The organism is Streptomyces sp. NBC_00582, from assembly GCF_036345155.1.
Lineage (GTDB): Bacteria > Actinomycetota > Actinomycetes > Streptomycetales > Streptomycetaceae > Streptomyces.
The window spans coordinates 4,307,414-4,319,404 of sequence record NZ_CP107772.1 but is presented as its reverse complement, the minus strand read 5'-3'; the positions used below and the strand labels follow the sequence as shown (position 1 = coordinate 4,319,404).

Annotated in this window: 10 protein-coding genes; 4 read left to right on the top strand and 6 right to left on the bottom strand. The window is 71.8% G+C overall.

Features of this window, described 5'->3' with window-relative positions:
• Positions 1-26 precede the first annotated feature (26 nt).
• The 5 genes from OG852_RS18965 to OG852_RS18945 form a co-directional block, all read right to left on the bottom strand.
• Positions 27-1,289 (bottom strand): NAD(P)/FAD-dependent oxidoreductase, encoded by a 1,263-nt coding sequence (locus OG852_RS18965; RefSeq protein WP_330348508.1) that lies wholly within the window; start codon positions 1,287-1,289, stop codon positions 27-29.
• The gene (locus OG852_RS18960; protein WP_133912773.1) at positions 1,286-1,705 is read right to left on the bottom strand and encodes a GtrA family protein; all 420 of its coding nucleotides are present in this window, start codon (positions 1,703-1,705) and stop codon (positions 1,286-1,288) included. Before OG852_RS18960 ends, OG852_RS18965 begins: the two co-directional genes overlap by 4 nt.
• Entirely contained in the window at positions 1,698-2,696 is a 999-nt protein-coding gene (locus tag OG852_RS18955) for a glycosyltransferase family 2 protein (protein ID WP_133912772.1), read from the bottom strand. Before OG852_RS18955 ends, OG852_RS18960 begins: the two co-directional genes overlap by 8 nt.
• A 111-nt stretch (positions 2,697-2,807) precedes the next feature.
• Positions 2,808-4,145, bottom strand: coding sequence for a polysialyltransferase family glycosyltransferase (locus tag OG852_RS18950; RefSeq protein WP_330348507.1), 1,338 nt, complete (start codon positions 4,143-4,145; stop codon positions 2,808-2,810).
• The gene (locus tag OG852_RS18945) at positions 4,145-5,131 is read right to left on the bottom strand and encodes a glycosyltransferase family 2 protein (RefSeq protein ID WP_133912770.1); all 987 of its coding nucleotides are present in this window, start codon (positions 5,129-5,131) and stop codon (positions 4,145-4,147) included. The genes OG852_RS18950 and OG852_RS18945 overlap by 1 nt, the downstream gene beginning before the upstream one ends.
• 197 nt (positions 5,132-5,328) lie before the next feature.
• Here OG852_RS18945 and OG852_RS18940 point away from each other — a divergent pair, with 197 nt between their 5' ends.
• From OG852_RS18940 to OG852_RS18925, 4 genes are all read left to right on the top strand, one after another.
• Complete coding sequence (locus tag OG852_RS18940; RefSeq protein ID WP_330348506.1) at positions 5,329-6,678, top strand: DUF6716 putative glycosyltransferase; 1,350 nt, start codon at positions 5,329-5,331, stop codon at positions 6,676-6,678.
• A 632-nt stretch (positions 6,679-7,310) separates the two neighbouring features.
• Positions 7,311-8,543 (top strand): acylneuraminate cytidylyltransferase, encoded by a 1,233-nt coding sequence (locus tag OG852_RS18935; RefSeq protein ID WP_330348505.1) that lies wholly within the window; start codon positions 7,311-7,313, stop codon positions 8,541-8,543.
• Between the two features lie 13 nt (positions 8,544-8,556).
• On the top strand, positions 8,557-9,495 hold the full coding sequence (locus OG852_RS18930) for an N-acetylneuraminate synthase family protein (protein ID WP_133912767.1): 939 nt from the start codon (positions 8,557-8,559) through the stop codon (positions 9,493-9,495).
• 47 nt (positions 9,496-9,542) lie between these two features.
• The gene (locus OG852_RS18925; RefSeq protein WP_330348504.1) at positions 9,543-10,616 is read left to right on the top strand and encodes a hypothetical protein; all 1,074 of its coding nucleotides are present in this window, start codon (positions 9,543-9,545) and stop codon (positions 10,614-10,616) included.
• Between the two features lie 514 nt (positions 10,617-11,130).
• Here the strand turns inward: OG852_RS18925 and OG852_RS18920 are convergent.
• Entirely contained in the window at positions 11,131-11,793 is a 663-nt protein-coding gene (locus tag OG852_RS18920; RefSeq protein WP_133912765.1) for a class I SAM-dependent DNA methyltransferase, read from the bottom strand.
• Between the last annotated feature and the right edge of the window lie 198 nt (positions 11,794-11,991).

Sequence of the window (11,991 nt, the reverse complement as noted above, 5' to 3'; positions counted from 1 at the left end):
GGCCCCCTCCGCACGGTCGAGACCAGTCAGCGCAGCCCGAGCGAGGCCGTCACCTTCCGGGCCATCTCCACCGAGTAGCTCTGCCCCCGGTCCTGCGGGTAGATCTGGGCCATCGTCGCCAGCGTGACCCGGCTCATCGGGGTCTCGTGGCCCGGTATCAGCGCCCGGTACCGCGGGGTCACCACGGGCTGGGCGAAGCCGGCCTTCGAGAAGTGCCAGTCCTTGATCCAGGCCGGGTCGAAGGCGGGGTTGATCCGCTTCAGGTACGGCACGAACGCGTTCAGCAGCTCACCGGGGTCGGTGGTGAAGCGCCAGTCCTCGCGCTCGACGTAGTTGCCGACGTACAGGACGTGCCGGCCGCCGTAGACCGCCGGGTCGATCATCCTGGTGTGCTCGACCACCGCGAGGAACGGGAAGTCCGGCTCGTTGATGTTGAGCCAGTAGTACGGGATCACACTGCGGTCCATCTCCAGGACGAAGCAGGTGGCGCCCAGGTACTGGTTCTTCCACACCGCGTCCTCGGCGGGCAGCCCGGCCGCCTTGGCGAAGGCGGGCTGCGGAGTGGTGACGATCAGGTGGTCGAAGCGGTACGCAGACCCGTCCGCGCAGGTCACGACCGGCGTGTCGCCCTCCTGCCGGATGGCCTCCACGGCCTTGCCGAACTCGACCTTCCCGCCGCGCTCCTCGATCCCGTCCCGCAGGGCGGCGTACACCCGCTCGAACCCGCCGTCCACATAACCGAGTTCGAAGGTCCGGCAGTGGATACGGGCCCACAGCCACGCCATCGACACCTGCTCGGCGCGGTCCCCGAACTTGCCCTTCAGCAGCGGCTCCCAGACGGCCGCAGTGGCCTTCCTCCCGGCGCGCTTGCGCAGCCAGGCCAGCGCGGTGAGGTCGTTGTACCGCTCGCCGTTCCGTACGGCCTTCAGCACCGCGGACGACCCCGCGAAGCGCACCGCGTCCACCGGCGAGAACTCCGGGAAGCGGAGCATGTCGAACGGGGTGGTGAAGTCGATGAGCCGCCCGCCCCGGTAGATCCCGGTGGTCGGCTTGTGGAACCGCAGCGCGTCCCCGAGCCCCAGCTCCCCGATCAGCGCGATCATCGCCTTGTCGCTGCGGAAGATGTGGTGGTAGTACCGCTCCAGCGGCACCCCGCCCACCTCCAGCGAGGCGGCCAGCCCACCGAGTTCACCGGCGGCCTCCAGGATGGTCACCTGGTGCCCGGCCCGTACGGCGTCCCAGGCGGCCGTGAGACCGGTGGCGCCGGCGCCGATGATGCCGAGGTTCATGCGAAGCTCCATTTTTTGTTGAGCACGAACTGGAGCGCCAGGACCAGGGGCATCGAGCCCAGCTTGATGATGTTGGCGTTGATCCCCAGGCCGTCGGTGAAGGCGAGGAAGAGCAGGTTGGTCAGGGCGATGCCGGTCAGGCCGACGGCGTAGAAGCGCAGGAAGCGGACGAAGAGCCGGTCCCGGGCCTCGAAGGTGAAGCGGGCGTTGAGGGCGAAGTTGTTGGTGATGGCGAGCGTGGTGCTGATCGCGTTGGCGAACTGCTCGTCCATCCCGGCCCAGTTGTGCAGCAGCAGGAAGACGACGAGGTCGAGGGTGACGCCGCTGCCGCCGATCAGGGTGTAGCGGACCAGTTGGCGCACGGTCCCCGGGGACGGGGCCTTGGGCGCGCGGATCCCGGCCGTGGTCTCAGTCATCGGCCCGGGAACCGCCGATCACCTCGCGCACCAGGTACAGCGGACGGTCCTGTGCCTCGCTGTAGATGCGGCCTATGTAGGTGCCGATGACCCCGAGCGACAACATCTGCACGCCGCCGAGGAACAGCACGACCACCATCAGCATCGTCCAGCCGGAGACGGTGATGTCGGGGCGGAAGAACTTCATCGCGAGGGCGTAGACGATGCCGACCACGGACAGGGCCAGGACGACGAAACCGAGCCGCGTGATCATCTTCAGCGGCACGGTGGAGAAGCTGGTCACCCCGTCGATGGCGAGCTTGGCCATCTTGCGCAGCGGGTACTTGGTCTCGCCCGCGAAGCGTTCGTCGCGGTCGAAGGAGACCTCGGTCTGCCGGTAGCCCATCGAGGCGACGATGCCGCGCACGAACCGGCTCTTCTCCCGGTACTTGCGCAGCTCGTCGGCGACCCGCCGGTCGAGGAGGCGGAAGTCGCCGGTGTCGAGCGGGATGTCGACCTCGGTGGAGGAGCGCAGGACGCGGTAGTACAGGTGGGCGGTGGTCCGCTTGAACACGGTGTCCTGGCGGCTGCGGCGCCGTGCGTGCACGATCTCCGCGCCCTCGCGCCAGGCGTCCACCAGCTCCAGGCTGACCCGGGGCGGATCCTGGAGGTCGGTGTCCATGACGATCACCGCGTCGCCGCGGGCGACGTCCAGACCGGCGGTGATGGCGATCTGGTGGCCGAAGTTGCGGGCGAAGTCGACGATCCGCACCCGGTCGTCCGTGTCGGCCAGTTCCTTGAGGATCGCCAGCGAGCCGTCGGCGGAGCCGTCGTTGACGTACACCATCTCGAAGTCGAGCTCCGGGCGGCCGGCGAGGGCCGCGGTCAGCTCGGCGTGGAAGGCGGCGATGCCGTCCTGCTCGTTGTAGACCGGCAGGACGTAGGAGACCAGCGGCCGGCGTTCCGGTGCCCGGGTGGCGACCGGTTGGTGGGAGAACGCTGTTTGCAGCATTCGGGGAAGCTATGGAGCCTTGGTTAACCGCGGCCCAACTCCGCCCGTCGGAAAGCGGGCTTCCCCGTTGCTCTTCATCTTTTCGGGTTTATATGGCCGAGTGGGGGCGTATCAGCGCTTGATCGCCTTTCGCAGCGCCTTCGCCCGCCGTACGACCCGACGGGCCGTGGAGTTGTGCGGAAGGAACGACAGCCGCTCCGGGATACCGCCGGGAAGCCCCAGCGACGTCAGCCGCTTGCGCTTGAAGTAACGCTGGGTGCGCGGGTTCAGATGGGTCCGCAGATACTGTTCCGCGGCGGGACGCAGACCGGAAAGGATCTGCGGCTGCATGACGAATCCGACGGCGGAGAGCAGACCGGGGAGCGTGTCCGCCGAAATGATCCCGTCCTTCTCCTCCAGGTCCGGCAGCAGCGCGTCCGCGAGCACCACGGGCACCCGGTTGCTGTTCTGGTAGGGCGTCAGCCGGTCCAGCAGCGGCCGGGTGCCGATCCGGGCGACCGGCAGCTCGTAGAACGCGGACGCGGTGAACAGCGCGGTGGAGAAGCAGCCGACGACCAGCGCGGGCCGCGCCTTCTGGAACAGCACCTCGGCGAGCACGGGCGTGTCCAGGACCGTGAGGTCGACCCCCAGCTGCTCCGCCTCCGTCTGAAGGATCCGGCTGTAGCGGGCCGGCGCGGACGGGTGCGGCTTGAAGACGACCGACCGGTGCCCCTTGGCCACCGCCCCCCGCATCATCCGTACGTGCAGGTCCTCCTCCTCCGTCGCGGACATGATGTCCAGCGCGGAGAGGTACTGCCCGAGCAGCAGCGCCGAGTCGTCCGGCAGCGGCGGCAGCTCCGGTACGGCGTCGGCGACCTGCCCGAGCACCTTCAGGAACGCGGCCGACGGGACCGTACGCGCGGGCACCTCGAACTCGGTGAGCAGCAGCGGTACGAGACCGGGGACCAGGTCGGGATGGAGCAGCCGGCGCACCCGGGTGCCGATCAGCGGGTCGAGCTTGTTGCGGGTCGGGCCGTAGCTCATCAGGCCGTCGGCGTAGACCTCGATCGGCGCGCCCGGGAACACCTGGGCGATCGCCTGCGCCGGGTTGACCTGGATGGACTCCAGGACGATCTCCACCCGGTCCGCGCCGAGCCCCCACAGCAGCCGCAGATACCGCTCGAACAGCGGGACGTCGTCGGGGCGCGGGGTCCAGGCGCCCGGGTGGAAGGGGCTGATCGCCTCGTTCCAGGAGAGCACCTCGTCGAAGCGGTCGCGCAGCGGCGCGAAGCCGGGCATCTCGTCGAGGCCCGGGGCGGTCTCCGGGTTCGTCGCGTTGTTGCACACCAGCAGCAGCCGGCGGTCGGCCGCCGGGAAGCAGCCGGCGTCCAGGGCGGCGGCGAGGGTGGCCGCGCCGTACAGCGTGGAGGCGCAGAAGATCTGGGTGGTCTGTCCGGTGGTGCGTGCCATCAGGCGGCCGCCTTCGCGCTGGTGATCTGGCGCCTGAGCCGCCGCAGCTTGGCCGAGCGCCGCAGGTCCATGGTGTCGAGAACGTCGGTGAGCAGTTCCTGCGGCATCCGCCTTATGGCCGCCGAGCTCATCGTGCGCAGCTGCTTGGCCACGGCGGGCTCGAACTTGTCGATCTCCGCGAGGTGGTGGGCGATGATCGCGCAGTAGGTGCGCACCGCCTTCGGCAGCAGCCGGTCCGCGTCCCGGTCCTGCGCGGTCTCCTCGATCACCTGGTCGAAGGCGCGGATGAAGTCCAGCTGGCGGGCGTCGCCGATCTGGGTGAGGGAGGAGGCGACCCCGCGACGGTAGAAGACGCCGTGCAGGTGCAGCACCGCGAACGACTCCGCCTCCCGGTGCAGCTTCCAGATCCACGGCCGGTCCTCGGCGGTGCGCAGGCCGTGCGTGAAGTGCAGCAGTCCGCGGTCCAGGAGCCGGCGGTGGTAGGCGCCGGCCCAGGCGTAGGCGTAGTCGACGGAGGTGGAGCGGTCGACCGGCAGGATCGCGTCCCGGGGACCGAGCACCTCCTCGCGCCGCCCGAGCGGATGCCGGACGATCGTGCGGGCGCGCCCGGTGGCCTGCACATGGTCCGTGCGGACGAAGTCGCAGCCCAGCCTCTCGATCGCGGTGACCAGCTCGGTCAGATACCCGCGGGCCAGCCAGTCGTCGCCGTCCAGGAACGTCAGGTACTCGCCGCTCGCCGCGTCGAGTCCGGTGTTGCGCGCGGTGGCCAGCCCCCCGTTCTCCTCATGGCGGACGTACCGCACCAGGGCGACCTCGGAAAGCTCTTCGGCCGCCCGTTCGAGAATGGCCGGAGTTTCGTCCTTCGATTTGTCGTCCACCAGGACGAACTCAAAGTCCGGGCGGGCGTTGAGACGAAGGCTTCTGAGGGTGTCCGGCGCGTATTGCTGGACGTTGTAGAACGGCACGATCACGGAAAGCTTTGGCACGGCGAAATCCTAGAAGGGCCCCCGACAGCGGAACTTTCCGTTGAGGAGACAGGGGGTGAACTCAATGTGTCGGAATGGTGCACCGCGCGTGCGTCACAGCGTCTGGAGAGCCAGTTCGGCCTTCGGTGGGCTGCTGTTAACTTTTCGTTGAATCGAGGTTGGGCCAACCCTGGGTTTTGCTTTCTAGCGTCTTCGACGTGCCAGCAAGTACTGCGAACCCCCCACGGATTGCCGTCCTCGCGGACTCGGACACCCGATGGAAATGGGGTGCGCTGACCGCCTCCAGGATCGTGCCCCGATCCGGAAGCGGGGTGCAAGCCGACCCCGCCCTCCTCGACGGCTTCCTCCTGCGGGGCCGCGCCACCCCCACCCCGCGTCAGCTCGCCGAGGTGGGCGTGGACGCCGACTCCCTGCGTGAGGTCACCGCCGTCGAGTTCCTGCGCGCCATGACGCGGGAGTCGTACGACGTCCTCGTCCTCGCGCTCGTCGGCGGCGGCGTCCAGGCCGTCCTGCACGGTCTCAAGCGGGTCTGGGAGGGCCGGGCGGACCGCCCCGTCGTCGTCACCGGCTATGTCGGCGTCGTCTACGAGAAGCTCGCCGACGGTCTGCTGCTGCGGCACGGCGCCGACCTCGTCCTCGCCAACTCCCGCCAGGACGCCGAGCGGTTCCGCGCGGTCTACGACGGGGTCGGCGCCGACTCCTCCTCGGTGACCGAGGTCGCCCTGCCCTTCCTCGGCGGCGCCCCCTACGCCGGCGAGCACGACCCCTACACGGTCGTCTTCGCCGCGCAGCCCTCCGTACCGGAGAGCCGCAAGGACCGCACCTACCTGCTGAACCGGCTCGTCCAGCACGCCCGGCTGCACCCGCGGCGCGAGGTGCTGCTGAAGCTGCGCTCCAAGCCCGGCGAGCACACCACCCACATCGAGGAACTGCCCTACCAGAAGCTGGTCCAGCGGCTCGACCCGCCGGCCAACTTCCGCCTGGTGTACGGCAACATGGGCGAGGTCCTCGACCGCACCGACCTGCTGGTCACGATCAGCTCCACCGCGGCCCTGGAGTCCCTGCACCGCCGTGTCCCCACCGTCGTCCTCAGCGACCTCGGGGTGCGCGAGGCCCTCGGCAACCACCACTTCGTCGGCTCCGGCTGTCTCGCCTCCTGGGACCAGCTCGACGCCGGCCACCGGCCCACCCCCGACGAGGAGTGGGTCGCCCGGCAGGGCGTCGCCGCCGGCGGTACCCCCTCGGGGGGAGGCTCCTACGCCACCGCCTTCGACGCGGCCCGCGAGCGTATCGCCGAGCTGCTCGAACGGCCCGGCGGGCTGCCGCCCCTGACCCCCTGGTACACGCCCGCCACCGCGCCCGGCTATCTCCCCGGGATCCTCGCCCGCCACCACCTCGGCCCGGACGGCAGCCCCCTGCCCGGCGCCCCCGTCTCCGACAAGGAGCCCGGCCCGGTCCGCCAGATCGTCCGCCGAGCCGCCCGCGGCGCCTACCGGCACGGGGTCCAGCGGGTGGCACCCGTGATCCGGCGGATGGGGGAGCTGTGAGCGGGGGCCGTGCGGCGGTGGGTCGGGCCGAGGGTGCCGGGGGCGTCCGCCGTGCGGCGGTGGGTTGGGCCGGGGGTGCCGGGGGCGTCCGCCGTGCGGCGGTGGGTTGGGCCGGGGGTGTCCGCCGTGCGGCGGTGGGCCGGGCCGGAGCCGCGGACGCCTGTAGGCCCGTGGTGGGCCGGGCCGAGGGTGCCGGGTCCGCTTTGTCCGGCGGGGGCGTGCCGGGAGCGGCCGCCGGTCGGCGCGCCGGTGGTCGGCAGCCCCGTGGGGGGAGCGCCGTGAGCGGGGGCCGTCCGGCGGTGGGTCGGGCCGAGGGTGCCGGGGGCGTCCGCCGTGCGGCGGTGGGCCCGGCCGGAGCCGCGGACGCCTGTAGGCCCGCGGTGGGTTGGGCACAGGACGCCGGGTCGGCTCTGTCCGGCGGGGGCGTGCCGGGGGCGGCGGCCGGTCGGCGCGCCGGTGGTCGGCAGCCCCGCGGGGGCAGCGGCGTGAGCGGGGGCCGTCCGGCGGTGGGCCGGGCACAGGACGCCGGGTCCGCCCTGTCCGGCGGGGGCGTGCCGGGAGTAGCCGCCGGTCGGCAGCCCCGCGCGGGCAGCGCCGTGAGTGACCGTCTTCCACAGCTAGGAGAAGCCCCCATGTCCGACTCCCCAGCGGCGCGGCGCCGCGTCCTCGCGGTGATCCCCGCCCGCGGCGGCTCCAAGGGCGTGCCCGCGAAGAACCTCGCCCCGGTCGGCGGCGTCCCGCTGGTCGCCCGCGCGGTCCGCGAGTGCCGGGCCACCCGGCTCGTCACCGACGTCGTCGTCTCCACCGACGACCAGGCCATCGCGGCCGCCGCGCGCGAGGCGGGCGCCGAGGTCGTGCTGCGCCCGGCCGCCATCGCCGGCGACACCGCCACCTCCGAGGCGGCCGTCCTGCACGCCATGGACGCCCACGAGGCCCTGCACGGCAGCCCGGTCGACGTCGTCCTGCTCGTGCAGTGCACCAGCCCGTTCCTGGTCCGCGAGGACGTCGACGGGGTCGCCTCGGCCGTCCTCGAGAAGGGCGCCGACACCGCGGTGACCGTGGCCCCCTTCCACGGCTTCGTCTGGCGCGACGCCGACGCCGACGCCGACGCCGATGCCGACGCCGGCGGCAACGGCGTCAACCACGACAAGTCCTACCGCCCGCGCCGCCAGGACCGCCCCCAGGACTTCCTGGAGACCGGCGCCGCCTACGCCATGGACGCGGCCGGCTTCCGCGAGCACGGCCACCGCTTCTTCGGCCGCACCGACCTCGTCCGCACCGACCCCGCCCGGGTCCTGGAGGTCGACGACCCGCACGACCTGGCCCGCGCCCGTGCCCTCGCCCCCCTCTTCGACGCGGACCGCCCCGACGGGCTGCCCACCGCCGACGACATCGACGCGATCGTGCTCGACTTCGACGGCACCCAGACCGACGACCGGGTGCTGATCGACTCCGACGGACGGGAGTGCGTCTCCGTCCACCGCGGCGACGGCCTCGGCATCGCCGCCCTGCGCAGGAGCGGCTTCCCGCTCCTGATCCTGTCCACCGAACAGAACCCGGTCGTCGCCGCCCGGGCCCGGAAGCTCAAGCTCCCGGTCCTGCACGGCATCGACCGCAAGGACCTCGCACTCAAGCAGTGGTGCGAGGAACAGGGCATCGCGCCGGAGCGCGTGCTCTACGTCGGCAACGACGTCAACGACCTCCCCTGCTTCGCCCTCGTGGGCTGGCCGGTGGCGGTCGCGAGCGCCCACGACGTCGTACGCGGCGCCGCACGCGCGGTCACCACCGTCCCCGGTGGCGACGGCGCGATCCGGGAGATCGCCGGCTGGATCCTCGGACCCTCTCTCGACACCCTCACCAGGTAAGGAACGTTCCGCCATGAGCACCAACTCCCGTACGCGCACGTTCGGTTCCCGCGAGGTCGGCCCCGGCCGCCCCGTCTACATCTGCGGCGAGATCGGCATCAACCACAACGGCGACCTCGAGAACGCGTTCAAGCTGATCGACGTGGCCGCCGAGGCCGGCTGCGACGCCGTCAAGTTCCAGAAGCGCACCCCGGAGATCTGCACCCCGCGCGACCAGTGGGACATCGAGCGCGACACCCCCTGGGGCCGGATGACGTACATCGACTACCGCCACCGCGTGGAGTTCGGCGAGGACGAGTACCGCCAGATCGACGAGTACTGCAAGCAGAAGGGGATCGACTGGTTCGCCTCCCCGTGGGACACCGAGGCCGTCGCCTTCCTGGAGAAGTTCGACGTCCCCGCCCACAAGGTGGCCTCCGCCTCCCTCACCGACGACGAGCTGCTGCGCGCCCTGCGCGCCACCGGCCGCGCGGTCATCCTCTCCACCGGCATGTCGACCCCGAAGCAGATCCGGCACGCCGTCGAGGTGCTCGGCAGCGACAACATCGTCATGTGCCACGCCACCTCGACCTACCCGGCCAAGGCCGAGGAGCTCAACCTCCGCGTGATCAACACACTGGAGAAGGAGTACCCGAACGTCCCGATCGGCTACTCGGGCCACGAGACCGGCCTGCAGACCACGCTGGCCGCCGTCGCCCTCGGCGCCGTCTTCGTCGAGCGCCACATCACCCTCGACCGCGCGATGTGGGGCTCCGACCAGGCCGCCTCCGTCGAGCCGCAGGGCCTGACCCGCCTCGTCCGTGACATCCGCACCATCGAGGCCTCCCTCGGCGACGGCGTCAAGAAGGTCTACGACTCCGAGCTCGGCCCCATGAAGAAGCTGCGCCGCGTCAGCGGTGTCGTCGCGGAGGCGGAGATCGCCGCGGCGGCGGGCGAGCCGGTCGCGGTCTGAGCCACCGCGGTCCCAGACACCCACCACTACGGGACGGTCGTACGAGGATGAGCCCCCGCGCCGGCACGCACACCGGCACCACCCCCCACACGCTCGCGTTCGTCGAGAGCCCGGTGCAGCTCCTGAACGTGCTCGAATGGGCGCACGGCCGGGAGTTTCCCGGCGCGGAGCTCACCCTCGTCGTCCTGTCCCCGACCGACCCGATGACCCGCGGCCAGTTGCGGCGCATGGCCGAGCTGGCCCGCGACGAGGGCCACGCGGTCCGCTGGGAGGAGGCCCGCGGCGGCACCACGGCCCCCTTCCGCACGATCGGCGGACTGACCCCGCTGCTGCGCCGCGCCCACCGGGTCGTCATGGGCGATCCGTTCTCCCGGTACGTCCAGCTGCTGCTCTCCATCACCAGGGCCACCGAGCTCGTCGTCGTCGACGACGGCACCGCGACCATGGAGTTCGTGGGGCAGCTCGCCCGGGGCGAACGCCTCGTGCGCTGGCACCGCAAGGGCGGCCGGCCCGGCCCCCGCGACCTGGTCTTCGCGCCGGTGTCGTCCTCGGCCCGCCGGCGTCTCACCCCTTCGGCCGACACCCGGGTCGAGGTCTTCTCCGCGATGCCGGTCCAGGACGTCCCCGAGGGCGTCACGGTCACCGCGAACACCTTCACCTGGACCCGCGCCCGCTTCGGTCCACCGCGCGTCACGAAGGGCGCGGACATGGTGGGGACGTCCCTGGTGGAGACTGGCGTGGTGGACGCGGACCGCTATCTGGAGGCCGTCCAGGCGCTCGCTCGCGCCCATGGTGCGGCGCGCTACTTCGCCCACCGCCGTGAGAGCGCCGACAAACTCCACCGGCTGGCCGTGGAGACGGGCCTGGAGGTGGTGCGGCCCGACCTCCCGCTGGAACTGATCGCCCGCCGCGGCCCGATCGGCCGAACGGTCCTCAGCTTTCCCTCGACCGTCGTCCACACCCTCCCGCTGGCGCTCTCCGGCACGGACGTCCGCGTGGCGGTCTGCGACATCGACCCCACGTGGCTGACGGAACACGCGTCACCGCGGGCGCAGGGCTTCTTGTCGGGGGTGACGGGGACGGCGCGGGATGTGCATCGGCTGGCGACGGTGATGCCGTAGCCGCGGGCCGGTGGGGGCGGGTCGCGCAGTTCCCCGCGCCCCTGACTGCCTGGGGTTGCGGGTCGTCGTGCGTTTGCGGGCCGGTGGGGGCGGGTCGCGCAGTTCCCCGCGCCCCTGACTGCCTGGGGTTGCGGGTCGTCGTGCGTTTGCGGGCCGGTGGGGGCGGGTCGCGCAGTTCCCCGCGCCCCTGACTGCCTGGGGTTGCGGGTCGTCGTGCGTCTGCGGGCCGGTGGGGGCGGGTCGCGCAGTTCCCCGCGCCCCTGACTGCCTGGGGTTGCGGGTCGCCGTGTGTCTGCGGGCCGGTGGGGGCGGGTCGCGCAGTTCCCCGCGCCCCTGACTGCCTGGGGTTGCGGGTCGCCGTGCGTTTGCGGGCCGGTGGGGGCGGGTCGCGCAGTTCCCCGCGCCCCTTCAGCTTGCGCAGCTGCGGGCAAGGCCTGGGAGGTGCCCCCAGGCGGCACGGGTGGGCGCGGCGGCGCCCCGCGAGCGCGGGGGAGCGGCACCCACCCCCGGGCCGCTAGACGGCGGGGACCTGGGCCAGGAGGTACGCCCGGGGATACTTGCGGCCCTCCTCCGGGGACAGGACCACTCGTGCCAGGACCTCGAAGCCCGTCTCGCCCAGCAGCCCCGCCACCACCTCCGGATCCCGGAACCAGTACCGCAGCGAGACCTCGTGACCGAAGCGTTCCGTGACGTGGAGTTCCTCACCCTGCCCCGTCTGGAAGGCGAGGAGCAGATGCCCGCCGGGGACCAGGACCCGGCGGAACTCCCGCAGCACGGAGGGAAGCTCCCCGTCCGGCACATGGATCACGGAGTACAGCGCGATCAGCCCCGCGAGTGACCGGTCCGGCAGGTCCAGCCCCGTCATCGAGCCCACGTGGAACCGCAGATGCGGATGCGCCCGCGAGGCCAGCGCCACCATGCGCGGCGAGACGTCCACCCCGAACACCGAAAGCCCCAGCGCGTCCAGCCTCCGGGTCACATACCCCGGCCCGCTCCCGACGTCCGCGACCGGCTCCCCGCCCCCACGCTCCTTGACCAGGTCCGCGAAGCCCGACAGCAGCGCTCTGTCCAGGTGCCGGTGCCCCAGCCCGTCCGGGAACTCCTCGGTGTAGGCCTCGGCCATGGCGTCGTACGAGGTACGGGCCGCGTGCAGGAAGTCGACGTCCAGGTCGGTCATGGGCGCGCACACTACCGGCGCGTGCGACGGCTCGTACGAACGTCCGATGAACGGTTCCGGAACGTGGACACAGCAGGCGCCCCACCCGCCCCTCGTGGTATGGGTGAGGAAAGGAAGAGGGAACGGCGCCAGATGAAAATTCGGCGAGTTTACCCACCCTCTACGGCAACCATGCGCCACGCGGCCAACTTTTCTTCC